This is a genomic window from Bacillus sp. UMB0893 (genome assembly GCF_002858905.1).
In the GTDB taxonomy this organism is placed as follows: Bacteria; Bacillota; Bacilli; order Bacillales; family Bacillaceae; genus Bacillus_P.
This window is the reverse complement of the sequence record NZ_PKLB01000002.1, coordinates 84,533-109,959: the sequence shown is the minus strand read 5'-3', so window position 1 is coordinate 109,959 and position 25,427 is coordinate 84,533. Positions and strand designations below refer to the sequence as shown.

25 protein-coding genes are annotated in these 25,427 nt (G+C 39.4%); 5 read left to right on the top strand and 20 right to left on the bottom strand.

Going from position 1 to position 25,427, the window contains the following annotated elements:
- Positions 1-45: 45 nt before the first annotated feature.
- Positions 46-525 (bottom strand): DUF948 domain-containing protein, encoded by a 480-nt coding sequence (locus CYJ36_RS06180; protein ID WP_374702789.1) that lies wholly within the window; start codon positions 523-525, stop codon positions 46-48.
- 177 nt (positions 526-702) lie between these two features.
- Here CYJ36_RS06180 and CYJ36_RS06175 point away from each other — a divergent pair, with 177 nt between their 5' ends.
- A complete protein-coding gene (locus tag CYJ36_RS06175; protein ID WP_101565914.1) occupies positions 703-1,818 on the top strand; it encodes an aminopeptidase in 1,116 nt (371 codons plus the stop codon).
- 51 nt (positions 1,819-1,869) lie between these two features.
- Here CYJ36_RS06175 and murC read toward each other — a convergent pair whose 3' ends face one another.
- The 6 genes from murC to CYJ36_RS06145 form a co-directional block, all read right to left on the bottom strand.
- Positions 1,870-3,168, bottom strand: coding sequence for a UDP-N-acetylmuramate--L-alanine ligase (gene murC, locus CYJ36_RS06170; protein WP_101565912.1), 1,299 nt, complete (start codon positions 3,166-3,168; stop codon positions 1,870-1,872).
- A 397-nt stretch (positions 3,169-3,565) separates the two neighbouring features.
- Positions 3,566-6,259 carry a DNA translocase FtsK gene (locus tag CYJ36_RS06165; RefSeq protein ID WP_101565910.1) on the bottom strand — a complete coding sequence of 898 codons (2,694 nt, stop codon included), beginning with the start codon at positions 6,257-6,259 and terminating at the stop codon, positions 3,566-3,568.
- Between the two features lie 156 nt (positions 6,260-6,415).
- A complete protein-coding gene (gene ytpR / locus CYJ36_RS06160) occupies positions 6,416-7,024 on the bottom strand; it encodes a YtpR family tRNA-binding protein (protein WP_101566501.1) in 609 nt (202 codons plus the stop codon).
- Positions 7,024-7,845 (bottom strand): DUF1444 domain-containing protein, encoded by an 822-nt coding sequence (locus tag CYJ36_RS06155; RefSeq protein WP_101565909.1) that lies wholly within the window; start codon positions 7,843-7,845, stop codon positions 7,024-7,026. The genes ytpR and CYJ36_RS06155 overlap by 1 nt, the downstream gene beginning before the upstream one ends.
- Positions 7,846-8,064: 219 nt before the next feature.
- Positions 8,065-8,382, bottom strand: a complete 318-nt coding sequence (locus tag CYJ36_RS06150; protein ID WP_101565907.1) for a thioredoxin family protein — start codon at positions 8,380-8,382, stop codon at positions 8,065-8,067.
- A gap of 139 nt (positions 8,383-8,521) precedes the next feature.
- Complete coding sequence (locus CYJ36_RS06145; protein WP_101565905.1) at positions 8,522-9,022, bottom strand: hypothetical protein; 501 nt, start codon at positions 9,020-9,022, stop codon at positions 8,522-8,524.
- A 136-nt stretch (positions 9,023-9,158) separates the two neighbouring features.
- Here CYJ36_RS06145 and CYJ36_RS06140 point away from each other — a divergent pair, with 136 nt between their 5' ends.
- Positions 9,159-9,608, top strand: a complete 450-nt coding sequence (locus tag CYJ36_RS06140) for a YtoQ family protein (RefSeq protein WP_101565903.1) — start codon at positions 9,159-9,161, stop codon at positions 9,606-9,608.
- Here the strand turns inward: CYJ36_RS06140 and CYJ36_RS06135 are convergent.
- Together CYJ36_RS06135 and CYJ36_RS06130 are read right to left on the bottom strand one after the other, a co-directional pair.
- Complete coding sequence (locus CYJ36_RS06135) at positions 9,605-10,132, bottom strand: DUF84 family protein (protein WP_101565901.1); 528 nt, start codon at positions 10,130-10,132, stop codon at positions 9,605-9,607. The genes CYJ36_RS06140 and CYJ36_RS06135 overlap by 4 nt on opposite strands.
- A gap of 54 nt (positions 10,133-10,186) precedes the next feature.
- Entirely contained in the window at positions 10,187-11,260 is a 1,074-nt protein-coding gene (locus CYJ36_RS06130; protein WP_101565899.1) for a M42 family metallopeptidase, read from the bottom strand.
- A gap of 229 nt (positions 11,261-11,489) precedes the next feature.
- Here CYJ36_RS06130 and CYJ36_RS06125 point away from each other — a divergent pair, with 229 nt between their 5' ends.
- Positions 11,490-11,801 carry a PepSY domain-containing protein gene (locus CYJ36_RS06125; protein ID WP_101565897.1) on the top strand — a complete coding sequence of 104 codons (312 nt, stop codon included), beginning with the start codon at positions 11,490-11,492 and terminating at the stop codon, positions 11,799-11,801.
- Between the two features lie 43 nt (positions 11,802-11,844).
- On the opposite strand, the gene CYJ36_RS06120 is transcribed toward CYJ36_RS06125, so the two are convergent.
- Positions 11,845-12,693 carry a YtnP family quorum-quenching lactonase gene (locus CYJ36_RS06120; protein WP_101565895.1) on the bottom strand — a complete coding sequence of 283 codons (849 nt, stop codon included), beginning with the start codon at positions 12,691-12,693 and terminating at the stop codon, positions 11,845-11,847.
- Between the two features lie 53 nt (positions 12,694-12,746).
- Positions 12,747-13,391 (bottom strand): tRNA (guanosine(46)-N7)-methyltransferase TrmB, encoded by a 645-nt coding sequence (gene trmB, locus CYJ36_RS06115; RefSeq protein ID WP_101565893.1) that lies wholly within the window; start codon positions 13,389-13,391, stop codon positions 12,747-12,749.
- Between the two features lie 679 nt (positions 13,392-14,070).
- Between trmB and CYJ36_RS06110 the strand changes: the two genes are divergently transcribed.
- A complete protein-coding gene (locus CYJ36_RS06110; protein WP_101565892.1) occupies positions 14,071-14,349 on the top strand; it encodes a YtzH-like family protein in 279 nt (92 codons plus the stop codon).
- On the opposite strand, the gene CYJ36_RS06105 is transcribed toward CYJ36_RS06110, so the two are convergent.
- The 7 genes from CYJ36_RS06105 to thpR form a co-directional block, all read right to left on the bottom strand.
- Positions 14,346-15,161, bottom strand: coding sequence for a phosphotransferase family protein (locus CYJ36_RS06105; protein WP_101565890.1), 816 nt, complete (start codon positions 15,159-15,161; stop codon positions 14,346-14,348). The two genes, CYJ36_RS06110 and CYJ36_RS06105, sit on opposite strands and share 4 nt — an antisense overlap.
- A gap of 350 nt (positions 15,162-15,511) precedes the next feature.
- Positions 15,512-17,650, bottom strand: coding sequence for a type I pullulanase (gene pulA / locus CYJ36_RS06100; protein WP_101565888.1), 2,139 nt, complete (start codon positions 17,648-17,650; stop codon positions 15,512-15,514).
- 70 nt (positions 17,651-17,720) lie between these two features.
- Positions 17,721-18,647: a diacylglycerol/lipid kinase family protein gene (locus CYJ36_RS06095; protein ID WP_180850104.1), complete on the bottom strand. Its 927-nt coding sequence runs from the start codon at positions 18,645-18,647 to the stop codon at positions 17,721-17,723.
- Between the two features lie 125 nt (positions 18,648-18,772).
- On the bottom strand, positions 18,773-19,717 hold the full coding sequence (locus CYJ36_RS06090) for a nuclease-related domain-containing protein (protein WP_101565884.1): 945 nt from the start codon (positions 19,715-19,717) through the stop codon (positions 18,773-18,775).
- A 173-nt stretch (positions 19,718-19,890) separates the two neighbouring features.
- Positions 19,891-20,580: an LrgB family protein gene (locus CYJ36_RS06085; protein WP_101565882.1), complete on the bottom strand. Its 690-nt coding sequence runs from the start codon at positions 20,578-20,580 to the stop codon at positions 19,891-19,893.
- Positions 20,577-20,954, bottom strand: a complete 378-nt coding sequence (locus CYJ36_RS06080) for a CidA/LrgA family protein (RefSeq protein ID WP_101565880.1) — start codon at positions 20,952-20,954, stop codon at positions 20,577-20,579. The genes CYJ36_RS06085 and CYJ36_RS06080 overlap by 4 nt, the downstream gene beginning before the upstream one ends.
- 29 nt (positions 20,955-20,983) lie before the next feature.
- A complete protein-coding gene (gene thpR / locus CYJ36_RS06075; protein WP_101565878.1) occupies positions 20,984-21,544 on the bottom strand; it encodes an RNA 2',3'-cyclic phosphodiesterase in 561 nt (186 codons plus the stop codon).
- A 151-nt stretch (positions 21,545-21,695) separates the two neighbouring features.
- Here thpR and cysK point away from each other — a divergent pair, with 151 nt between their 5' ends.
- On the top strand, positions 21,696-22,628 hold the full coding sequence (gene cysK, locus CYJ36_RS06070; RefSeq protein WP_101565876.1) for a cysteine synthase A: 933 nt from the start codon (positions 21,696-21,698) through the stop codon (positions 22,626-22,628).
- Between the two features lie 31 nt (positions 22,629-22,659).
- Here the strand turns inward: cysK and CYJ36_RS06065 are convergent, their stop codons facing one another.
- Entirely contained in the window at positions 22,660-23,838 is a 1,179-nt protein-coding gene (locus CYJ36_RS06065) for an MFS transporter (protein ID WP_101565874.1), read from the bottom strand.
- Between the two features lie 152 nt (positions 23,839-23,990).
- Positions 23,991-25,382 (bottom strand): dipeptidase PepV, encoded by a 1,392-nt coding sequence (gene pepV, locus CYJ36_RS06060; RefSeq protein ID WP_101565872.1) that lies wholly within the window; start codon positions 25,380-25,382, stop codon positions 23,991-23,993.
- Positions 25,383-25,427 lie beyond the last annotated feature (45 nt).

Below are 25,427 nucleotides of genomic sequence, written 5' to 3'. Positions count from 1 at the left end.
TTCCTCCCTAATGTGATTCTTATTTTATATTTTTTGAAAACGAAATCATAGACTTGGCTGTTTCTCCTGTTTTTGTTTCTTGATTTTCCATTTACCCCAGACATCCATTGCCACATTGCTCCACTGTACAACCTGGCTAATTTTCTCCTGGTTTTTCTCAAGATTTGTGCTCACAGAGGTCGATACTTTCTGAACAGAATCATTGAAGTTCTGCAAAGAAGAACCAACACCTTGAACGGCGTGAACAACCGTATTCAGTTTTTCTGATTTATCCTGAATGTCTTCTGCTAAAGCGTTTGTCTTATGTAGCAGCTGTGTCGTTTCCAGCGTAATCCCCTGAATCTGATTTTCAAGCCCTGCCAGTGTCCCGGCAACATTGTTTAAGGTTGAAGAAAGGGATTTTAATGTTTTAGATAGGTAAACGACTAATACTGTAAATGCAATTGCAATCAGTGCAACGGCTAAGTATAAAATAATTTCCAACTCCAGCACCTCCAAGTAAGCGATATTAACTGTTTCCCGCATGTTTTTAATTATAAACATAAAGATTATTCATAAAGCTAGTATTCTACAAAAGAAAATGGAATCCTTTCCTATTATGGCCCTGTTTTTAAATTTTCAATAAAATTTTTAAAATTAATCATGTCATCGGTTACAATAGGTTTGTAAACTAAATTTTTCGCTTTCCAAGGAGGAACTCAATTGAAAGACCCGCGTATTCAAAAACTTGCACACAATCTAATAAATTATTCCGTGAAGCTTCAAAAGGGCGAGAAGGTGCTAATTGAAAACTTTGGCCTTCAAAAAGAACTAGTAACAGCCCTAGTTAAGGAAGCTTATACTGCAGGGGGATACCCATTTGTCTCTCTTAAAGATCATCAAGTCGACCGTGCATTGCTGCTTGGCGGCCAGGAAGAACAGTTTGGAATGATGGCTGAGTTTGAGGCTAGCGTCATGAGCAAGATGGATGCTTATATCGGTTTGCGCTCTGGAAACAACATCAATGAGCTTGCAGATGTGCCTGATGATCAGATGAAGCTTCATGGCCGCACAATTGGACAAAAGGTTCATCGCGAAATCCGCGTCCCTAAAACGAGATGGGTTGTTTTGCGCTATCCAACCTCTTCAATGGCTCAGCTTGCTAAAATGAGCACAGAAGCATTTGAGGATTTCTATTTTGATGTCTGCAATCTTGATTACGGCAAAATGGACAAAGCGATGGATGCTCTTGCTGAACTGATGAATAAAACAGATGAAGTAAGAATTACTGGTCCTGGAACAGACTTAGTTTTCTCCATTAAAGATATTCCCGCTGTTAAATGTGCCGGTGAAATGAATATACCGGATGGTGAGGTTTACACAGCTCCTGTCCGTGATTCGGTAAACGGAACGATTACATACAATACTCCATCACCTTATAATGGTTTTACATTTGAAAATGTAAAACTAACATTCAAAGATGGAAAAATTATAGATGCTTTTTCAAATGATACAGAACGCATTAACAGCATCTTTGACACAGATGAAGGTGCAAGATATATCGGAGAATTTGCTATCGGAGTGAATCCTTACATCCAGCACCCAATGCAAGATATTCTTTTTGATGAAAAAATCGACGGCAGCTTCCATTTCACGCCTGGTCAATGTTATGATGATGCATTCAATGATAATCATTCAAACATTCATTGGGACATGGTTAATATACAGCGTCCAGAATACGGCGGCGGAGAAATGTATTTTGACGGAGTCCTGATCCGTAAAGATGGCCGTTTTGTCATTGATGAACTGGCTGGGCTAAATCCTGAAAACTTAAAGTAACTTTTAATACAAAAAAGCATGAAGCGATTACGCTCATGCTTTTTGTAATTATTATGCCAGCACCTTTTCGTAAGCCTGCTGATATTTTTGGATATCTCCTGCACCCATGAAAACAAGAACTCCATTTTCATGCTTCTTTAATACAGCCGTTTCTTCTTCATCAATTAATGCTGCTTGATCAATTTTATCTTGCAGATCCTGAATGGACAGCTTTCCTGCATTTTCACGGGCTGATCCAAAGATGTCGCAAAGGTAAACTGTGTCAGCTTTCATCAGGCTGTCTGCAAATTCATCCAAGAATGATTGTGTCCGCGTAAAGGTATGAGGCTGAAACACAGCAATAATTTCACGGTCAGGGTATTTCTGTCTGGCAGCGTCTATTGTCGCTGTAATTTCAGTCGGATGATGTGCATAGTCATCAATCAGCACTTGGCTGCCGATTTTTTTCTCGTTAAAACGGCGTTTCACTCCTTCAAATGTTTGGAGCTGCGCCTGGATCACTTCCGCATCAATCTCTTCATAATGACAAAGAGCAATGACAGAAAGTGCATTCAGCACACTGTGATCTCCGAATGTAGGAATTTTGAATGAGGCATAAAATGTATTTCTGACAAACACGTCAAAACTGGTGCCATCAGTTGCCTTCACGACATTGCGGGCCTGAAAATCGTTATCTTCACTGAATCCGTAATAAACAACAGGGACATTAGCTTGAATATGCTGCAGGTATTCATCATCACCGCATGCAATAATGCCTTTTTTAACTTGCATAGCCATTTCCTGAAACGCATTAAACACATCATCAATGCTGCTGAAGTAATCCGGGTGATCGAAATCAATATTCGTCATGATGGCATAATCGGGATAATAGGATAAAAAGTGTCTTCGATATTCACATGCCTCAAATACGAAATATTCACTTTGCTCCATTCCTCTTCCTGTTCCATCTCCAATTAAAAACGAAGTTGGCTTTGCTCCCTGAATAACATGCGCAAGTAAGCCAGTTGTTGAAGTTTTCCCGTGTGCGCCTGTAATGCCCACACTGATAAACTTCTTCATAAAATCACCTAAGAACTTATGGTAGCGGATAACTTCCAAACCAAGGCTGTATGCTTCCTCGATCTCTGGGTGTGAATCAGGAAACGCATTTCCAGCTATAACGGTTAATCCTTCTCTAATATTATCTTTTGAAAACGGAAAAAACGGAATACCGCGCTGTTCTAAAGCTTTTTGAGTAAAAATTGTCTTTTCAATATCTGATCCTTGAACTTCATAGTTCATATCGTGCAGAATTTGTGCGAGGGCACTCATACCCGTCCCTTTTATCCCAACGAAATGGTAAACAGTCATAAATAGAACCTCCAACAAACGTCTATCTGTTTGACATTATATGATTTTTATCCCAATTTGCAACACCATATTAAACCGGGCTGCATTAGATAGCGATATGTAAATTTAGCTTGCGATTAATTTGCGGACAAAACGCAAAACAGCATCCTTTTTTGAGAAAACTGTAAAATATGATCCTGTGTGCAATTTTTGCCCTGCCTCATGCATATTAAACGATATCCATGAACTTGGCAAGTGCGGAATCAGAATGTAATTTTATTCCACATCACACTATATAATACGAATATCAGGCAGAATATCTGTCTCTAATAAAGTTTATCTAAATGGGAAAACTTCTTCTAAACAGTTTTCCCATTTATTACTAAGAATAACTTCTTATCTATCATTTTTTGAAAAGTTACATACCGCTCTCCTGAATGATTTCCAGATCTTCTTCGGTGATCAAAACCTCCCGCGGCTTGCTGCCCCTGGCTTCTGAGATTATTCCTTGTTTTTCCATCATGTCCATAAGCCGGGCAGCACGGTTATAGCCAATTCTGAACCTTCTTTGCAGGCTTGAAGTCGAAGCTCCTCCTTGATCCACAACGTACTCGCATGCTTCAAGCAGAAGTTCATCTTCTTCGTTACCTATAGATGACTTTTTCATCAATTCTTCCTGCTCGAATAAAAAGTGCGGCTTCATTTGTTTTTTTGCATGATCTACGACACGTTCAATTTCTTCATCTGACACAAAATTCCCTTGAATTCGGACCGCTTTTGATGTTCCATTTTCCAAAAAGAGCATATCGCCTTTTCCAAGTAATTTTTCTGCTCCGCCGGAGTCAATGATCGTGCGTGAGTCTACTTGTGAAGACACAGAAAATGCAATTCTGGTTGGAATATTTGACTTGATCAACCCTGTGATGACATCGACTGATGGACGCTGAGTGGCAACAATAAGATGTATACCGCATGCCCTTGCTTTCTGGGCAATTCGGCAAATCGCTTCTTCAACATCAGCAGGAGCCACCATCATCAGATCTGCAAGCTCATCAATCACGATGACTATATAAGGCAAATGTTCTCCGCTCTTATGCTTTGCAGCGAGTTCATTGTATCGTGAAATATCTCTTGCTCCTGCATGGGCAAATAATTCATAACGTCTTTCCATTTCCTCAACTGCCCATTTCAATGCACCAGTCGCAGCTTTTACATCCGTTATAACAGGACTTACAAGGTGAGGTATATTTTGATACGGTGCAAGCTCAACCATTTTCGGGTCAATTAAAAGCAGCTTAACCTCGTGAGGAGATGCTTTGTAAAGCAGACTGACTAAAATGGTATTAATGCATACGCTTTTACCCGATCCTGTAGCACCTGCAATCAAACCATGAGGCATTTTCTTCAAATCCGTTACAACAGCCTGCCCTGATATATCTAAGCCCAGGGCTGCGGTCAGCGGAGATGGGTTGTTTCTAAAATCAGCACTTCTGAGAATTTCTCGCAAGTAGACCATTTTGCTGTGTCTGTTCGGCACTTCTATTCCGATTCTGTTTTTGCCTGGAATAGGCGCTTCAATCCGAATGTCTTTAGCGGAAAGACTCAGTTTAATATCGTCTGTTAAATTAGTAATTTTGTTTACTTTTACGCCAGGCTCAGGCTGTACTTCAAGCCTAGTGACGGCTGGACCCTGTGTAACATGCACGACTCTTGCTTTCACGTTAAAATTTTCAAGAGTAACGTTCAGCAGTTCGGTTTGTTCTCTCAGCCAATCAATATCGTCTACAAATTCCTTCGGAGGAATATTCAGAAGCTGAAGTGATGGAAATTGATAGGCTGATGCAGGCGATGATGTTTTAGTCAGTTTTTGCTTATCTCTGCCAAACATCATGACGTTAAATGGAACCTTTGATTTAGTTGAACGGTCTTCTGCTATTTCTTCCGGCCGTTTTTCTTCAGTATCGACTGCAGGAGTTTTCATATGAATGTCTTCAGCTGGACTCTCATAATCTTCTTCACTGTGCATTTCCTCTAAAATATGTCCATAAGGCGTCTCATCATACAGTTCTTCTATTGCAGGTTCCGAAACTGCATCTTCTTTTAGCTCTTCTAAAGCATACTCGGAAGCTGCATCTTCTTTCACTTTTTCTAAATCGTGTTCTTGAACCTCGTTAGACAGAAGTATATGTTGCAGGACTTGTTCATCTATCACAACGTCCTTTTCTTCTGTCGCTTCAGCAGATACTGCTATTTCTTCGTTTGAGAATGAGCTGTGCTCTCCAACAAAATCTTCTTCGAACGCTTCATACTCACTGCCTGTTTCGCGTTCAGCGATCTCATTTGAAGGTTTAAATGGAATTTTTTTCATGGAAGTGATGCTCTCATTCTGTAAAACCTTTTCTTCTGATTCGCTGCTCTCCAGCATAAGCTCTGCCTTCGTGCCGGGGTCTTTCTCAATCTTCAACACAGGTTCTTTTGCCTCTATTCTATTTTTAACCTGAGAGCCTGATTGCGGATAGCGAATATTCTGTTCCGTCAGAGGCACTGTTTCTCTTTTCATCATTTCGGCACGTTTATGTTCGTTCATCTTTGACAAGACGGATTCAGTTGACTGAGCCGCTCTTTGAAAGCTCTTAAACAAGCTGCCTTCTGGAACGCTGCTATTATTCTCGTGTGATCTTGGACTAATTCGATATTCTAACGGCTCTTGATTGTCTCTTGGACGAAAACCGTAGATTGGCGATGGAATCTCAGTTGGATGGAAAGTCCTTTTTGATGACTCGTTTGAATCCATCCTGGACGTTCTGGCAGGTACTTTTCTTGATTGTTGGCGCTTCTCTGGTGTACTTCTCTCTCGTCTCACATTTCCTGAACTTTTTCCTCTAGGTTCTGCGCGGACTTTTTGATTGTCTGGAATAATCGGAAATCGGAAATTCCCTTCAGGATACTGATAGGCTACTTTTGTTTTAGGGTTTGGTTTTGGCACAGGTGCTTTATGTACAGGTGCCTGAACTGCCGCTGTTTGTTTTTTTTCTTCTGCTGTCTTTTCTAATTGCTTGTCTGTTTCTGTTTCACCGGTAAAATAATTTACCATTTTTGAAAACCAACTCATAAAAACCACTCTTTCAAAGGTTTCGTCTTTATTACAATACTATTGTAACAGTTAATTCTATCTTTTGAAGATGAAAAAAGTCACTAGAAATATTCCTAGTGACTTTTTTTCTTTCATTATAAAGTACGGTTTAAGTTTTCTCTTTATGGGAGTCCATTAATTTTTGAAAAAATCAGCACCTATTTCATAATGATCGTCTACTATTAAAATTCCTTTTTCCTGCGGGGCATCATGCAGATTTAACTCCTTTGCAGAACAAATCATTCCGCTTGAAGCAACGCCTCTTAGCTCAGCATCTTTAATGATAAGGCCGCTTGGCATAACTGCTCCAACTTTAGCAACCACAACCTTTTGTCCGCTATCTACATTTGGTGCACCGCATACAATCTGAAGTGTTTCAGTTCCTATGTTGACTTGACACACACTCAGCTTATCAGCGTTAGGATGCTTTTCTTTTTCTTCCACAAAACCAATAACAAATTTTGGAGATAAATCAACTTCCAGCTGCTCGTCAAATCCGTTTTCATTGATGATATGATTGATTTTCCTTACGAGCTGATCTGTTAGCTCAATGGTTCCGTTTCCTTCCAACTCAACATTTTCTGAGGCTTTGAAAAGATTGTATCCGGCTGTCTCACCGGATTTGCTGTTAAAAATCCGAACAGCGTCTCCCTTTATTTCAAAAGCTCTTTCTTCTGCAGAAACCTCATTCAATGAAATAAGCAGGGTATCGCCTACACCTTCTCTGTTATAAAAAACGCGCATCATTTTCGCCCTTCCTCTTCCTTTTTTGCTCTGTTCTTTGCAAGAATAAAAATCGGTTCAAGTTCACGATTTTCATATAAAAAGGATAGTGCAGTGATCGGAACCCTTCCGCTTGCAAAAAAGCTCATCGCCATCTGTCCTAAAATATCATAACCTGTTTCATTTCTGATATCCGCAATGATGAGTACATCCTGATGAGGAACAGCAATCGCCATTGCCCCTTCCACTTTGCCATGGAAAGAATCAAGGATGGCATCATTCAGCAATCGGCTGGCATCATACCCATCATTTGCATTAAGGAAGTAAAAAACGTTACCAGCCACTTGATCTTCTTTAACCCTTGTTTCTAAGGAGCGGAGATTAAATCGGGCCATTTCTTTTATTTTACTGAACGTCCAATTTTCTCTCTCCATCATCTTCCTATCAATCAGACGATATGAATTGCCCAAATCAAGAGCGTAATATATTCTTGTTTCAGCTGTATGGTCTTCAAACATCAGTTTAATACCATCTGAAGATTCTTGAGGGAATGAAGTAGATCTGATAACTGGAAAAATCCCCTTTTCTTTCCCTGTCAATTCCTGACGATCATTCATAGCCGTCAGCGCTTCCTCAATATAATAAATCAATTCATCCAGAGCTGTTTCTTTTTTCTCTTCCCACTTTGCAATAATGCCCGGCAGAGAAATCGTCATTCCTTTTTTTGTGGTCTCATCTTCAATTCGCAATTGATCTTTCTCTCTGTCAAACTGGCATGTCCACGCTTTGTTTTGTAAGCGCTCCTTAATCAGCTCCGACATCTTTCTTGAAGTCATCTTCATGATAAATCCCGCTCCCTGTCCGTTAAAAGCATTTATGCAGCTAATCCATTAATAAATTCTTGGATTTTGTCCTTTTGTTTTACGGTCTTTATTAAAAACGGCCAGTTTCCTGTCCGTTAAAAACATTTATGCAGTTAATCCATTAATAAATTCTTGGATTTTCTCCTTTTGTTTTACGGTCTTATTAAAAACGGCCAGTTTCCTGTCCGTTAAAAGCATTTATGCAGTTAATCCATTAATAAATTCTTGGATTTGTTCTTTTGTTTTACGTTCTTTATTAACATAACGCCCTGTTTCCTGACCCTTATGAAATGCAACGAAACTCGGAATGCCAAATACACTTAATGCCGCACATAGATCAATGAATTTGTCGCGATCGACATAGTAAAATGTATAGTCGCTATTTTCCGCCTGCAGCTCAGGCAAGAACGGATCAATAAAGCGGCAATCCGGACACCAGTCAGCTGAGAACATAAGAATTACATGTTCCTGCCCGATCACTTCCTGATACTGATCCATTGATTGTAATTTTTCCATCTATAAAACCTCCATTATTTCGTTTCATTTAATATCAGTACATCCACTCGAATCATACCAAATACAGACTGCTGTTACCAATAGTTTGGACTTTTCCGGCATAAAGAAACCCCTTAGAATGTCTAAGGGGGTTGGTGAATTAATATTTAACAGAAGATACAATTTCCATCATTTGTTCCGCAGCATCCGCTACGTCACCGCTATCTGTCTGGGTTGTCATTTTCACTCCGCCAATCCCGACTGATACCTCATATTTCTCGTCTTTGAGCTTGTCTACAAGAACGTATCCAAAACGATCTTTATCTTTAAACGTTTCTTCTACTATAGGATCTTCATATTGTTCAAGAAGTGAATCATAGAAAACCGTACTGTTCTCTTTTTCATTTTCGTTCACGAAAAGAATATATTGCTGATCATCCCTTTTGAAAAGCAAATTATTATTTTCTGCTGATTCTACTTCATAGCCTTCTGGCAAATGATATTTAATAGCGCCGTTTTCTTCATTCGCAGAAGAAGGCTTGCTTGAAAAAGTCTTCTTGGATTGATCTATTGTTGCAGTTTGAATTTCTTCTTCAGTCATTGAACAGGCTATTAAGGAAAAAAGAGAGGCAACTAGGAAACCTGCTAATATTTTTTTCAAGAAAAACCCTCCTTATCAATAGGAAAATAGGACCCTTTTCTATAATAACCCTTTCATTTTACAATTGACAAGAGAGCTTAGTTTCATTAGAAGTAATTCAGGGTAAATACATTTAAAAAATGAGGTGAAACAATTTATGAAAATGGTTGTATATTTGGCTGGAGAAATACATAGCAATTGGAGAAATGAGATTGTAGAGAAGTCAAAAAATCTTCCTTTAGAATTTACAGGCCCTATGGAAGATCATGAACGTTCAGATCAGATTGGGGAAGAAATACTGGGTGTTCAGCCCAATGCTATCTTCAAAGACGAAGCAGCATCAAGAATAAATAATTTCAGATCCAAAGTCCTTGTGCAAAAAGCTGATATCGTAATTGCCTTATTCGGCGAAAAGTATAAACAGTGGAATACTGCAATGGATGCAAGCCATGCCATTACCCTTGGTAAACCGTTAATATTGATTCGTCCAGAAAGTTTGCATCACCCTCTGAAAGAACTTTCTTCCAAAGCAGATGTTACGGCAGTAAACGTAGATCAGGCAATTGCAGTCCTATCTTATCTTTTCGAAAAAGAGCAGCGGATTTAACTGCCGCCGCTCTTTTCACACTTGAAAAAATATTGTCCGAATAATAATTTAGCAACATGAGTAAACATTTCTGTGCGATTGACAAAACCGTTTGTGAAAATGCCGATCGCGCCCTCATTGTGACGGACGTTGAATTGATTCGCATATTGATCCATCACAATTCCAAGCTCTACCCCAGCTTTTACCTTTTCACCTATTTCAATCGGTAATGGGATTCTTGCTCCTCCTGCGATTATTGGCTCAAAATCTGCACTTGTAATAGCGCCCCAATTGCAAAGGAAAAAACCATTCGCTGTTTCAATTATGCCTCCTTCCAAACCAGCCCCAAGATCCGCCTGATCTGCTAATCTCGCATTGTTCGCTCTGTTTACCGCACCTTGTATCGTTTCCTCATCCGAAAACGGCTGCTCAGATACGCCTGAAGGAACCTTTACACTAGAAAATATCAAGTTTTCATAATTGGAAATACAGGCTTTGATTGCATTAATTTTTGTAGGATTTAATGTACCGATTGCTATTTTCATATTTAATTGCTCCTTAAAAAAAGAAAATCACTTGAGTGATTTCCTTTTTCATCATTATGAATTTTGTTTAATTGTATTTAGCGTCGTCTGATCACAGGCTTTAACAAGGCTTACGATCAATTCTTTTGCTGCAGCATAATCATCGATATGTACAATCGAAGCAGCAGTATGAATGTAACGAGAGCATATACCGATTACAGCGGATGGCACGCCATCGTTCGATGTATGGACTCTGCCCGCGTCCGTTCCGCCTTGTGAAACAAAGTATTGATATGGGATTTGGTTTGTTTCAGCTGTATCCAGGACGAATTCCCGCATTCCTCTATGTGTAACCATCGTACGGTCTAAAATACGAAGCAGCGCACCTTTTCCGAGCTGGCCAAATTCATGCTTAGCCCCGCTCATATCGTTTGCAGGACTGGCATCTAAAGCGAAAAATAAATCAGGCTGAATCATATTTGCAGCAGTTTGCGCTCCTCTCAGACCTACCTCTTCCTGCACAGTTGCACCTGAAAAGAGAGTATTTGGGAGGCTTTCATTTTTCAGCTCTTTTAATAATTCGATTGAAAGTCCGCAGCCATAACGGTTATCCCATGCTTTCGCCATGATTTTTTTCGGATTTGCCATTGGTGTAAATGGGCAAACAGGAAGAATTTGCTGACCTGGCTTTATGCCAAGCTCAACAGCATTTTCTTCTGAATCTGCACCAATATCAATCAGCATATTTTTAATTTGCATAGGTTTATTTCGCTGATCTTCGCTTAATAAATGTGGAGGAATCGATCCTATGACACCTGGAATCGAACCTTTTTCTGTGATAATCCGGACGCGCTGTGCAAGCAATACCTGACTCCACCAGCCGCCAAGCGTCTGAAAACGGATCATTCCATTTTTTGTTACGGACGTAACCATAAATCCGACTTCATCCATATGCCCTGCAACCATGATTTTCGGGCCATCCGATTGTCCGCGCTTCACCCCGAATATACTTCCCAGCCGATCTTGTACAATCTCATCTGAGTATTTCTCAAGCTCTGAACGCATGAATTTGCGAACAGCATGCTCGTTTCCCGGTGCACCTGGGAGTTCCGTCAATGTTTTAAAAAGCTCCAGCGTTTCTTGGTTCATGCTTCATAACCCCTTTTCATATGTATACTCACATTTTACAGAAATTTTGAAAAACGTGCCAGCTTTCATCATTAGATAAAGCTGTTTGATTTCCACATAGATTATTAATATTCTTACATTTTTTGCCCATGACCCCAAGCTCTTTTCGTATATGAAAAAAGCCTTACTTAACAAGAATGGAAATCTTCTGTATACTTAAATCAATGTGTTAAGGATGGAGGAGTTCGTTATGAATTGCAGAAAAGTATTCATCGGAATTGGAATAGGTCTGGCAGCTGCATACATATTTAGAGATCAAATAAAGCCGGCATATATTTCTTCTGAAAAAGCTTTAACTGTCGTGAAAAATGCCTTTAAAGAAAAGGGCCCGATTAATGGTTCATGGATCTACACGGTTCGCGAAACCTATTCTAAGTCAGGCCAAACGTACAGCATTTATAAAGCCGGAATCACTCGGACGGCTGACTCAGAACTAGAACAATATGAGGCTTTTGTTGATGCTGAGAGCGGAAATATCCTTCACGTAGAACAAATTGCATAAGAATTAAATGTAATGGCATGGAGACAGTCTCCATGCCATGTTTTTATTCTGAACGTTTTCTTTCTACTTTATCGATCATTTCTTTCTTTTCATTCCATTTAATCGCTCGGTAAAAAGCATCGTGATAAAAGGATAGCCACACATTTTTTTCGCTGGCATAGCCAAGCCATTTTTGCTTTTGTTCAATTGAATTCATTGGATAATCATCATATGCCAATACCCATAGCGGATTGCTGTGGGCATGTGTAGGCATCAGGTCCGCCATATGAAGAACAATTTGACCGTCATCTTCAATTTTGATAATGCTGTGCCCATCACTGTGACCACCGGTATGAATCATTTGAATGCCTGGAACTACTTCTGCTTTTTCTTCAAAAGGCACAACCTGTCCTTCTATGGCCTGCCAATTTTCCTTCCAATATGTATTCGCTGAACGAATATTAGGTGCCCGCATTTCATTCCATTCAATGGAAGATGTAATGATTTTTGCATTTGGAAAGATGGAAACTAGCTCGTCATTTTCAAGCATCGTCAAACCGGATACATGATCAAAATGCAAGTGAGTCATTAAAACATAATGGATATCTTCAGATTTTAAACCCATTTCATTTAATGAAGCGATTACATTAGACTCAGCTGCAACGCCGAAATTTCTTTTTTGTTTATCCGTCAATCTCCCTGAACCAATGCCGCTGTCAATTAGAAGATTAATGCCTTCTTTCTGCACAAGGATCGGATCTGTCCGAAGCTCAATCTGATTCCGTTCATTAACCGGATATTTTTTTGACCAGAGCGGTTTAGGAACAACTCCGAACATTGCACCCCCATCAAGATATGTTACCCCTCCGTCAAGCCATGTTAAAGAAGTTTGACCGATCGTTAAATTTTCCATTTGCATCCCCTCCAGTTTCATCATAACAAAAAACCCGTGTCCGTGGACATGGGTTAATTTTTTATATACCTTACTTCAGAACGATAAATTCGTTGCCCTTTTTTCGAAAATTTTTCTTCATACTCTGTCATGATATTACCCTCATAATCACTGCTGTGCAAATCTAAGCTGACGTACGTTAACAATAATCCATATTCAGAGAAGCTTGTGAGAGAATATTCAAATAAGCCTTGATTATCGGTTTTAAAATGAATTTCACCATTATCAATTAAAATATCCTCATACCGTTTAAGGAACGTTTTAAATGTCAATCTGCGTTTTTCATGTCTCATCTTCGGCCATGGATCAGAGAAATTCAAGTAAACCCGCTCAATCTCGCCCTTCGCAAAAATTTCTGTAAGATCCTCTGCATTTTCATTCAGGAGCAGGACATTTGAACGATCCGCTTCCACAACTTTTTGCAGTGCACCGACGATTACACTTTCAGACAATTCAATGCCGATATAATTAATGTTTGGATTAGCCGCAGCCATCCCAACGACAAATTGGCCTTTTCCTGTCCCTACCTCAATATGGATCGGATGATCATTTCCAAAAAGCTCATTCCATTTCCCTTTAACCTCTGTAGGATTTTGAATCACAATATTTGAATGCCCGGCAATAAAATCATTGGCCCAAGGCTTATTCCGCAATCGCATGAAGCACACCTCTATCAATTTAATGTCGATGTAAAAGATATCATGAAACCCCGGGGTGCGCAAGAGGAATTCACTGGCGAATCACGGATTGTTCCTGTGAATTAGGATGTTCAGGTTTTTCAAAAACAGGTCTTCTACTCTTGGAAACAGACTTCCTCCCCGGCAACCCCATTTTATACGAAAAAACCTTATTAAAATGCCTATTTCTAGCTGCCGTTCTCCATTTTATCTAAAGTGCTGTGTAATAAATCAGAACAATAATCCAGTTGAATGAGGAATCAGATTCGATTCAGGAGTGCTCAACTCGCCAAAAACATCATCCAATAAGCCGAAACACGTTTCCAACACGCCAAAACCTGCTTTCAACTAGCCGAAATGGGCTTCCAACCTGCCAACCCCATTTACAACCAAAAACCTTATTAAAATGCCTATTTCTAGTTGATTTAGCCATTTTTCTTAAGTGCTGAGGAAAAAATCAGAGCTGTTATGGAGGGTCAACTTGCCAAAACACTTTTAATCTGTGCATTTCCTAATTATAAAAAATGTCTAATACCAAGTCTTATCGATCCACGATAAAAAAATGACCAGGTCCACTAGGGGAGCGGGTCATTTCATATTCAGAATGAAATTGAAGATTCTTGTACAAATTAAGACAAGAATCTTTAAAGGAGTGTTTGCTATGCCGTTAGAACATCAGCATCAAGTTGCATTATTAAAGGACATATTGACAGAGCATCAAAGTGACTGCTGCGGAACGGTTGCAGAATGTGAACAGCTTGAGCGCGTGATAAAATCTTTAATGGTGAACACAGATATTCATCAGGATTTAAAGAGCGTGCTTCAAAATATTTACTCTTATAGTCAAGACGGTAAAAATTCGCCAGAACTGAATTCATATATCACGTCTCAGCAAAATGTGCTTACACAATGGATTGATGATATAGATTCATTTTCTTAAATTTCTTTTACCTTGGTAATCATAAGACGTAAATAATTAAGCCATACATTGGTTTCTTTTTCGTTTTGCTTCGCACGATACCAAAGTGAATAGGTAATCGTTTGCGCAAGCACATACCAGTACATCCGCAATAGAAGCTGATCTGTCATCGTAAGACCATATGTAGAAAGCCAGCTTTCCCAGTCTTTTTCATCGATATACCAGTATAAAAGCATGCCGATATCAATGGCTGGATCTGCAATCAATGCGCCGTCCCAGTCAATGAGATACAGCTGTTCATCATCATTTGATAACAGCCAGTTGTTATGGTTTACATCACAATGACAGACCACTTTGTCATCACAATCCACATAAGGCAGATTGGATTCCAAATAACTGATTGCCTGCATTACTTCTGGGAGATAAAAGTTTTCAAACTCAACCGTTTGCTTTAAATCCTCTAAAATTATTGAAGGAGTAAGCGGTTGCTTTCCCAGACGTTTAAGCATATCAAGCAGCTCTTTAGAATGATGAATTTTGCGAAGCAGTTCTGCAACATTTTCGCCATTCATATCTCTTGGCTTAAGCTCACGTCCGCTTAACCAATGCTGTGCCGTTATTACATCGCCATTTTCAAGCCTTTTTGTCCACACAAGCTTCGGAACAATTCCTTCTGCAGACAGTACGGCCAGGAATGGAGAACTATTTCGTTTTAAGAACAATTTTTGCCCTTCTCGCTGTGCAAAATATGCATCGCCTGTTGCTCCGCCAGCAGGAGATAGCTCCCACTCGCTTCCAAGTAGTTGTTCCAACCAGTTCACCTTCAATTTCAACCCAACATTTCATTTATAAGTTTGGAATAGGAAAAGCTAAAGCAGTGATGACACAAATGCTGATCGCTTTACTCTAACTATCATTCATTAAGTCAGTTAAAAGGCTCTTTTCCGTTATTGGTGTCTTTCAAAACAAGTTAAGTTATTCAAACGTCATTTTAAGAGGTCTTTAGAAAAGAGCACGAAATCCTTATTATACACCGATATTAGACTTTTTACGAAAAACAATAATCGATGCGAACACGGCCATTAAAAAAGACAGCTATTCAAAGATCATAAATCAATTACCGATAGCTATCCTTTTAAATTTTATCGTTTCTATGCAATTATAGTCAAGAAAAACCGAAAACCTACTTTTGGAATAAGACAAAAGTCCCGATTTGATTGACCTCATATGAACTATCCTCAATAGAACGACTTCTTTTTTCTAAGATGCAAAAGTCTGGACAGGAGGCGATTTCCCATTTTCCTTTATCAGGCAGAGGAAGATGCATACCGTTTGTGTGATTGCAATGAATAACCATTATCTTTCCCCATGGACCATATGCTTCTACATGATTTAGGTGGTATGCGAAAATACCGCCTTCATTTATTAAAATCTGATAGTGCTTACGAATTTCTTCTGAAGAACCAAACCTAAATGCTCCATGAGATTTTCGGAGTGAAATGACATGCTGAATGTATTGAATATCTGATGCAAAACGTTCTCTTTCATTCCAATCCAGCTGGTTAATGGCATCGGGTGAATTATAGCTGTTTTCTACTCCTTGTTTTGTTCGGTAAAATTCTTGACCGCTATGAAGAAATGGAATCCCTTGTGCAAGCAGAACCATGCTTGCGGCAAGCTTCTGTCTTGCACGCTTATTCTCATCTGATTCATCTGGGAGACATAGGTTCATCTTATCCCACAGCGTATGATTATCATGAGACTCTACGTAATTAATGGATTGAGCAGGATGTAAAAAGTGAGAAATCGATCCGCGCATGACTTTTTCAAGCATCTCCTGATTTCCAGAATTCCCGAGAATAAAACCACGGTCTGAAACTTCAAATGTGCTTCCTTTAATATAATCCCTGAATTGATCATTGAAAAAGGCAACTCCAGGCATTTTGCCTGCATTTGCAATAATTGCCTTTTCTTCATATGAGAGAGGAGTCTGCAAATCCCATCCTTCTCCTAAAATGAGAATATCAGGTTTCATCCGTTTGCATTCCTCGCTGACTTTATTCATTGTCTTAATATCCAAAATACCCATTAAATCAAAGCGAAATCCATCAACATCATATTCTTTCAGCCAATATTTTATTGAATCTACAATAAATTTGCCGGCCATTTTCATTTCAGAGGCAAAATCATTGCCTACTCCCGTACCATTTGATGGGAGCCCATTGTTATCATGGCGAAAATAATAGCCAGGTACAATTTTCTCGAAAGAAGAATTTTCTCTAATATAGACATGATTGTAGACCACATCCATAATGACTCTCATACCTTGTGCATGGATTGCCTGAATCGCTGTCTTCAATTCTATAATCCTTGTGTATGGGTTTTCAGGATCAGTAGCATAGCTTCCTTCTGGAGCATTAAAATGAAGAGGATTGTATCCCCAATTATAATGTTCAAGAACATTTCGTTCATTTACTCCTTCAAAATCGTTGAATGGCAGCAGTTCCAGATGAGTGATTCCAAGATCTTTTAAATACGCTATTCCTGAACTAAGTCCTTTTTGCGTGTGAGTACCAGTCTCTGTAAAAGCAGAATATTTTCCTTTTAAACGAATCCCGCTGTTTAGATGGATTGAAAAATCACGGATGTGTGCCTCATATATAATCGAATCAGTTAACTGAACGAGAGGGTCAGGGCTGTATTTCTTTTCATTCGTTTTTTCAAGGTTCACAATGACACCATATTCTCCATTTAAAGACACCGCTTTTGCATATGGATCTACGGCTTCATTCCAGACTAAGTTCACACACACAAGATACGTGTAGAAAACGCTGTCAAAATTGCCCTTTAAAGAAATCGTCCAAATTCCTTTATCTTCAGGCTGCAATGAAAGTATTTCTTCCCGATGCTCACTTGGAAAAAGCAATTTAACCTTTACATCTGTTGCCGTTGGAGCCCAGAGCTTCATCGTTGCGGAATCAGCATGAAACTGAACGCCAAGGTCATCATGGCCATAATAAAAGTATTCATCAAACGCAGCTGTTCGAATAACCGCTCCTATTTGCAGATCTGTTTTATTACCAAATTCATCGCATACTTCATACAATTTTCCAAATGGTTTGATAGAAGCATCAAGTCTGCATTGATATTTAACACTGTTTTCAATATACTCCTGGCGTTCGCATTGCAGCTTTGTACGTGTTTCACCATCTATGAGTGTGAATGTCTTTTTTTCCGCTTGCGGCATTTCCGTAGGAATAAGGATTGTAATTAAGTCCATTTCATCAAGATACGCATAAAAAACACGTTGTACCGATAACATATAGGTCACCTGCCTGCAAAAGTTGTTTCATCAATCCAGTATACCCATTGAGAAACAACTTGATATTGAGTTACGTATAATACTTTATGCTTTTAGGTCGCAATGTGACTGTGACCGGTGTTTCTCCTATGTATTCTCCATCAGCCTGTATCATGAGCGGAGCATCCGCTGTTATTTTTATTTCTTTAGCTTTGAATGCATGAACTTCTTTTAAACCTGTATGCTTTCCCGCAAAAACCAGTCCAAAGAGCAGCAATAGCTTGATTCTAGATAAATTATGGACAAGAATGACATCAAGCAAACCGTCATCTGGTTTTGCATCAGGAGAAATTTTCATTCCTCCACCGTAATAAGGATGGTTGCTGACAGCAGTCAGCCAGACATTTCTATACGTCTTTTCTTCACCATCAATGGTAAGCGTTACATCACCAGGCTGATAGTTTTTTAATCCCTTCAGCAGTGCAAAAATATAAATGAATGAACCTGCACGGAATATGTTCAATATTTTTTTGATTTCCATTTCGTTCGAAAGCTTGGCAACATAAGCATCAAATCCTGCACCCATGCTATTAACGAATGAACGATCCAGCTGGCCGATATTATATTGGCCCAAGTCCCAGCTCCTGACTTGTTTTTTTAAATTGCGCAAGATGGATGCTGCCGCTTTTTTAGCTGGAGGAAGTGCATAGCCTCTTGCAAAATCATTGCCTGATCCTGCTGAAATAAACCCTATCTGCACATGTTTGAATTGACTAAGCCCATTTACAATTTCATGAATCGTCCCATCTCCGCCAATACCAATGACCGTTTTCAGATGATAGTCCTGTATAGTAGCCACTTGCCTTGCCAAAACTTCTGCATGACCTGAATATTCAGTTAAAAAGGACCGATACTCTATTTTGTTTAACTCGAGCTCATGTTTTACTTTCTTCCATACTCGTAATGATTGGCCATTCCCGGCAAGCGGGTTAATGATAAAGTATATGCTGTTCTTCATTATTAGCTCCATTATCTTAAGGAATTCTATGAATATCTTCAGAGATATTCCAGTCTAGTAAAATTATAGCTTTTTTTAGTTTAACTGTGTGCGCGAGTTCATAAAAAAATACGCCTATTGGCGCATTAATCGTTTCTGCGGAATGAATCAATCTCACAATTAGCCAGAAGGACCTCTGCAGCCTTGAGCTGGTCATGCTTAATCGGAGTTGTCGATTGCCTGTATGTTTGAAACCACTTTGAAAAGCTTCGCTTATCTGCAAGTGTAAGATCAAAAGGCGCTGAAGGAAACTCAATAAAGCCATTTCTGCAAACAAGTACCTTTTTCACTTCTAACTCTACATCGCTTGCCTTCAATAATTGCTTAACAATGCTGCTGGTTCGATTTAAGCTGATTAAGGGTGAAAGCCGTTTTTTTTCTTCATCATCACCCGGATTGATCCTCCAGAATCGTTCATTTGATCCTTCAAAAACATCATGATTTTCACCTTCAAGATAATGAATGCATACAATTTCTCTCGGGCTTATTAAAATTGAATCAAGCAAAACAGATGCATTTTTCATTTTAAAGACTGGATTGTACATAATGAGATGCTGGTCTGGCATTTTTTGAAGAAGTTCAAGCAATCTCTCATCCTCATAATAATTAGAATCAACAAATGATTTTTCACGAATCGTAGAGGTTGCCCATGTCATTTGAAACTGAAAGATATGGTTCATGAATTTTATTTTCAATTCATGAAGTGATTTTGGAACAGATTGAAAAATAAATTCCATTGAATCCTTTTTTTCATCAGCAGCTTCAATTGTTACATCAATTGAAAGTGTTTCTTCCTTTTTCCCCAGCCGTTTCTTAACCTTTTGAAAGAAATTGTTTGATTCCACGGACTTATCCAGAATATCATCGTTTTCTATATGTGGCATCAGATAACGCTGGAATTCATTATTTTCATAGGCTTGCTTGAGCTTAAGCCATTGCTGCTTCTTTAATCGAATGAATTGGCTTTGATAACGGTACAAATCCATCTCATACCGGGAAATGCAGGATTGAAGCTTAATTAATTGAGCCAACGTATTCAACTCCTTAAAGGACGTTTATATGAAATGCGCAAGCGCCCGTTTAGCTCCGACAGACAGATAAGAATCTGGCAGAAAAGTCCGGTTTTGACTTTTCCTGCGGATTTGTTCCGGCCGAGGAGCTGGGCGATGGAGCTAGACATGAATGCGCAAAATTATATGCTTTCTTATAACAAAATAAATGGTGCTAGAAACGGACAAATGATTGCTGTAAATATGCCGCTCAAGGTCATCGCAATTGAACTGATGGCTCCTTCAAGTTCACCGATCTCAAGCGCCCTTGCTGTCCCTGTTCCGTGCGAGGCTGTACCAAGCCCAATTCCTTTTGCCACTGGATGCCAAATCCCGAAAAGATTTAATAAATATGGACCAAACATTGCTCCAGAAAGACCTGCAATGACAACATAAATTACAGCAAGTGCCGGAATGCCGCCTATTATATCTGCAACATCCATTGCAATTGGATTTGTAACTGACTTAGGGGCAAGAGATAAAATCAGCTGTTCATCTACATGAAATAGCCGGGCAAGAGCCGTACCGCTGACGATGCCGATCATTGATCCTGCAAAAACACTAGTGAGAATAGTAAATGCATACTTTTTTAAAATACGTCGGTTTTCATATAATGGATAAGCCAAAGCAACAACAGCAGGCCCGAGGAGTTCATCTATCCACACTCCCCCTGTCATATACTCTGTGTAAGAAGTCCGCGTGGCCAATAAAAGAAGAATCAATAGAAACGTGCATGTTGCAATAGGCACAAGAATCGGCAGCGGAAACTTTTTATATACCTGTCTCATTGCAGCATATATAACGATTGTAATAATTATATATATAACGGCAGAAAACACCATCATTCCCCTCTCTCTTTACGCTTTCCAGCAGCTCCTGTAAGCAATTGACTTATTGCGGCAGAAGAAATCATAACCAAAGCCGTGCTGAAAAGAGCAACAAGCGCACTTATTATTCCTTTTCCGCTGAATAAATCAAAATGGTCGATTAACCCGACCGTTGCCGGTACAAAAAGCAGAGATAAATGACTTAACAGCAAGGAACTACCGTCTTTTAAAAGCGGCGGCTTCAATATTTTCAATGAAAGACAAAAAAACAAAAGGAACAATCCGATGATGCTGCCCGGAAAAGATAAATGCAGAAGCTCCTGAATAAAAACTCCTGCTTTGTAAAAAAGATATAAAGCTATTACTTGTATGATCATGATTGCAAATTTCAATTTAATCCCTGCTTTTCATATGTTGGCATTCAATCCGAGCGAAGCATCACGTTGTGTATGGAATGGTATCTCGGCAGTTCATTAAGCTTTGTTTGAAAAAGATCGACGCTTGTAACTTCAAAATTCATTGTTTCAGGAGATTCAAAATCAGCATCAAGGAATTCTTCATGCGAAACCCATTTTTTTGCGATTGTAATGTGAGGGGCAAATGGACGCTGATCAAGCTCAAAGCCAATGTCTTCACAAATCTGATAGGTCTGATCGCGAAGCTTTGTTAATGATTCTGATTCCTCTACTCCAAGCCAGAAAATTCTTGGTGCATTTTCCCTGCCAAATGTCTGAAAAGTATTTGTCTTCAAATGGAAAGCATCGTGTTTTTTCAACGCCTCTGTCAGATTATTCTTCACTTGTTTTAACTGGCTTTCCGATTGCGGACGGCCCAGAAAAGCAAGTGTAAGGTGGTAATCAAGCGGGTGCACCCATGATTTGAAGCTGTTTTTTTCTCTTAAAGATAAAGTTTGCTCATAAATGCTTTTTGCTTTTTCTTCCGGCAATGAAATACCTATAAAAAAATGGGCTAAAGCTGTCATAATTGACTCCTTTTTATCACGTTTTTTAATGTAATTTTCATTTTATCAAACTTGCAGGAAAGAACATAACAAAGCGGTTAGACCTAAGGGCAAAATGAATGGAGAATGAAAAAATCTATGCTATCATATCAAATAAAGGAGCTGAACAAAAATGCGTGCAGTTGAAAATGTGGCAGATTTAATTGGCAATACACCCTTGGTAAAATTAAATCGCCTGAACCCAAAAAACGGAGCGGATATCTACTTAAAGCTTGAATTTTTCAATCCAAGCGGCAGTGTAAAAGACAGGGCTGCATTTAATATGATTCTTGAGGCTGAAAAACATGGCCTTTTAAATGAAAACTCCACCATCATTGAACCGACTTCAGGAAATACAGGCATCGGACTTGCGATGAATGCTGCTGCAAGAGGATATAAAGCCATTCTCGTTATGCCGGATACAATGACACAAGAGCGAATCAATCTTTTGAAAGCATACGGTGCTAAGGTTGTCCTAACACCTGGCGATGAGAAAATGCCAGGTGCAATCAATAAAGCAAATGAACTTGCAAAAGAAATACCGGACAGCTTTGTTCCTATGCAGTTTGAAAACGAAGCAAACTCTGACGCTCACCGTAAATCAACTGCGATTGAAATTATTTCTGCAATGGACAAGCTCGGCAAAAACCTTTCAGCATTTGTTGCAACAGCAGGTACTGGCGGGACCATTACGGGTACTGGCGAAAAGCTGAAAGAGCATTACCCTGATCTGACCGTTCATGTCGTCGAGCCGGCAGGATCTCCTGTATTATCAGGAGGAAAACCTGGAAAACATAAACTGGTCGGCACCAGTCCAGGGTTTATACCTGATATTCTAAATCAGAATATTTACGATGAAATTATCAAAATCAAAGATGAACAAGCCTATGATATCACTCGGAGGCTTGCACGGGAGGAAGGGATATTAGTTGGTCCATCCTCTGGCGCTGCCTGCTTTGCTGCGATTGAAGTCGCAAAGCGGCTTACTACTGATGATATTGTCGTATGTATTGCATGCGATACGGGTGAGCGTTATTTATCAAGTGACGTCTTTCTTTCCGAATAGATAGAATAGAATTAAAAGAGCTGCTCAGAACTCAAACCGGAGCAGCTTTTTGCATCCTTATTTTCATGGCAGCCAATACAGCCAATGCGATGGATGATAGAATTCCAAAGAATAAATAGACATAGAGAACAGAGTAAGCTTCTAATATTAATCCTCCCAAAAATGTGCAAAACCAGTTTCCAAGTCCATTTCCGACAGAAGAATAAAGAGAGATGGCTGTTGCTCCTACCGCCGCTGGTGCGAGATCCCTAACATACTGAAGGGCTGCAGGAATAAATAACCCGACTGAAAAGCCCTGGGCTATCGTTGTGATGTACACCACTCCAAGCGGAGGCTCAATAAAATACAAAAACCATCTAACGCTTGAAATAAATGTTGCCATCATGAGAATGTTCATCATCCCAAGCTTTCTGATCCAGCTGCTTGCAAATTTCATAAATGGCGCTTCGCTGCCTGCAGCAAGCAGAAATGCAATACCGATGCCAGTAAGACCTCCGCCAAGCTCTGCAACAAATATGCCAAAATAAATATTGTTGGCCAGAATCGGCCCTAATACAAGAAAGGCTACAAATAAAAAAACAAAATACCTTGGAACATTTGACAGCTCTTTGATGCCTTCCTTAATACTGATTTGCATTGTTTTATTTTCATTTGGAAGCTGATAGGCAAAGATTACGGCAACAAATAAAATAAATGCAAAAGAGTAAAAAATCATGCTCATTGAAAAAAGGCCGGCAAGCTGTCCCACTGTCATGACAGCAACTGCAAAACCAACTGCCCCCCATAACCGGATAGAGCCATATTCAGTTTTCGTTTTTTGAACATAATTCATCGAAATACTATCAGATAAAGGGATGAGTGCACTTTGTACAATTGCAAGCATCGAAGCAACAAGAATTAACCAAGCATAAGTATCCAAAACTGAAAAAACAAGTCCAAATACTCCTGCAAGCGTAAGCGCTATCGTTAATAAAACAGTTGGTTTTTGTGTAATATCACTTAGAATTCCCCACAAAGGCTGAATCAAGATCATAACAACAGGACTGATGCTCATGATCATCCCAATTTGGCTGCCAGATAACCCGATGCTGTCTTTAAGGTAAACAGGCAGCAGAGGAAATAGAGATCCAAAAGCAAAAAAGATTAAAAAATAAAAAGAATAAAAGTGAACTCTTGTTGTATGATGCTCTCTCTGCAATGTATATTCCAAAACAGCAGCCTTCTTTCTTAACGTCAAATTAGGAGAAAAGCGCAATAAATAATACTTTCCTGCAACTCTAGAAAAACCGCTCTCCAGGGAACAGAGAGCGGTTAAAAAGCTTCTTCACTCATCCTACCACATCATGGTACGATTCGTTAACATTATTTTGCCAATTCGTATATCGCCTGTGCATAAATTGCCGTAGCTTTCAATAAATCGTCAATGATGACATATTCATCTTTTTGATGAGCAACGTCAGGTCTTCCAGGAAACATTGGACCAAAAGCCACTCCTGCTTTTAGCGAACGGGCATACGTGCCCCCTCCGATTGCAATCAGTTCAGAGCGCTCTCCAGTTTGTTCTTCATACACTTTTTTCAGAGTTTGGATCAATGCATGTTCTGCATCAACATAGTGCGGCTTAGAATCACTTAATGATGTTAACTGAAATTCGCTGATTGATTTCAGCCCTTCAGAAATTCGCTCTACGTCTCCTGTTACAGGATAACGGATGTTAACGCCAAGTTCTCCAGATTCTTCACTGGTATATGAAATGATTCCAAGGTTTACTGTAAGCTCACCGCTCACCTCATCCTCATATTGAATGCCAAGCTTCTCTCCGCTCGTATCATTGCTGAAAAAAGCGACAACTTGTCCGATAAACGATTTTCCATTTTCATCTAATTCTTCATCACCTAAGAACAACGCCAGCAGCAATCCTGCATTTTTGCCTGTATGAGGCAAACTGCCGTGTGCAGAAACTCCCTCTGTCTTCAGGGTGAGCACTCCGTTTTCTTCTGAAGCACTGCCTTTTATATCGTATTGGTTTATATATCGATTGTATTTTTCTGCAAGAGTATGTGCTACATCAGATTGAATGACAGCTTCAGCATGATCGGGTACCATGTTATATCTTCTTCCAGATTGAAATGAAAGCAGCTTTGTGCCTTTGTTGCTTCCAATTTTATTGAAAGAAAAGGAAAGCTTTGCATCAATAATGCCTTTCTCTGCGTTAATGATCGGAAAATCGGCATCCGGAGCAAATCCCATTCCTGGCATTTCCTCATGCTTAAAATAATGATCTACACAGCGCCAATCACTTTCTTCGTCTGTTCCAAGAATCATGCGAACTCTCTTATTCAGCGGCAAACCAAGCTCTTTAACGATTTTCATTGCATAATATGCAGCCATCGTTGGACCTTTATCATCAATTGCTCCACGGGCAAAAATTTTGCCGTCTCTTATGTCTGCACCATATGGATCGCTGCTCCAGCCATCTCCTTCCGGCACCACATCGACATGACAAAGAATTCCCACAATCTCGTTTCCTTGTCCCATCTCCAAATGACCTGCATACCCCTCAAGGTTTTTTGATGTAAACCCGTCATTTTCTCCTTTTGCGAGCATATGGGTAAGAGCTTCATTAATCCCTTCTCCAAATGGAGCTCCCTCTTTGCTTGTGGTTTCATCCAGGAGACTTTTAATGCGCAAAAATTCTTGCGTATCTTTAATAAAATCATCTTTTCTTTTTAAGACTTCTTCCATCCAATTCATAAATCAGCCTCTTTTCATAAAAAATCATTCTGCCTACTTAGTAAG

Coding starts and splice junctions, on each gene's coding strand:
- CYJ36_RS06180 (WP_374702789.1), bottom strand. CDS start 525: ATGCGGGAAACAGTTAATATCGCTTACTTGGAGGTGCTGGAGTTGGAA.
- murC (WP_101565912.1), bottom strand. CDS start 3,168: ATGACTGTTTACCATTTCGTTGGGATAAAAGGGACGGGTATGAGTGCC.
- CYJ36_RS06165 (WP_101565910.1), bottom strand. CDS start 6,259: ATGAGTTGGTTTTCAAAAATGGTAAATTATTTTACCGGTGAAACAGAA.
- ytpR (WP_101566501.1), bottom strand. CDS start 7,024: ATGCGCGTTTTTTATAACAGAGAAGGTGTAGGCGATACCCTGCTTATT.
- CYJ36_RS06155 (WP_101565909.1), bottom strand. CDS start 7,845: ATGAAGATGACTTCAAGAAAGATGTCGGAGCTGATTAAGGAGCGCTTA.
- CYJ36_RS06150 (WP_101565907.1), bottom strand. CDS start 8,382: ATGGAAAAATTACAATCAATGGATCAGTATCAGGAAGTGATCGGGCAG.
- CYJ36_RS06140 (WP_101565903.1), top strand. CDS start 9,159: ATGAAAATGGTTGTATATTTGGCTGGAGAAATACATAGCAATTGGAGA.
- CYJ36_RS06135 (WP_101565901.1), bottom strand. CDS start 10,132: ATGAAAATAGCAATCGGTACATTAAATCCTACAAAAATTAATGCAATC.
- CYJ36_RS06130 (WP_101565899.1), bottom strand. CDS start 11,260: ATGAACCAAGAAACGCTGGAGCTTTTTAAAACATTGACGGAACTCCCA.
- CYJ36_RS06125 (WP_101565897.1), top strand. CDS start 11,490: ATGAATTGCAGAAAAGTATTCATCGGAATTGGAATAGGTCTGGCAGCT.
- CYJ36_RS06120 (WP_101565895.1), bottom strand. CDS start 12,693: ATGGAAAATTTAACGATCGGTCAAACTTCTTTAACATGGCTTGACGGA.
- trmB (WP_101565893.1), bottom strand. CDS start 13,391: ATGCGATTGCGGAATAAGCCTTGGGCCAATGATTTTATTGCCGGGCAT.
- CYJ36_RS06110 (WP_101565892.1), top strand. CDS start 14,071: ATGCCGTTAGAACATCAGCATCAAGTTGCATTATTAAAGGACATATTG.
- pulA (WP_101565888.1), bottom strand. CDS start 17,650: ATGTTATCGGTACAACGTGTTTTTTATGCGTATCTTGATGAAATGGAC.
- CYJ36_RS06095 (WP_180850104.1), bottom strand. CDS start 18,647: ATGAAGAACAGCATATACTTTATCATTAACCCGCTTGCCGGGAATGGC.
- CYJ36_RS06085 (WP_101565882.1), bottom strand. CDS start 20,580: ATGATGGTGTTTTCTGCCGTTATATATATAATTATTACAATCGTTATA.
- thpR (WP_101565878.1), bottom strand. CDS start 21,544: ATGACAGCTTTAGCCCATTTTTTTATAGGTATTTCATTGCCGGAAGAA.
- cysK (WP_101565876.1), top strand. CDS start 21,696: ATGCGTGCAGTTGAAAATGTGGCAGATTTAATTGGCAATACACCCTTG.
- pepV (WP_101565872.1), bottom strand. CDS start 25,382: ATGAATTGGATGGAAGAAGTCTTAAAAAGAAAAGATGATTTTATTAAA.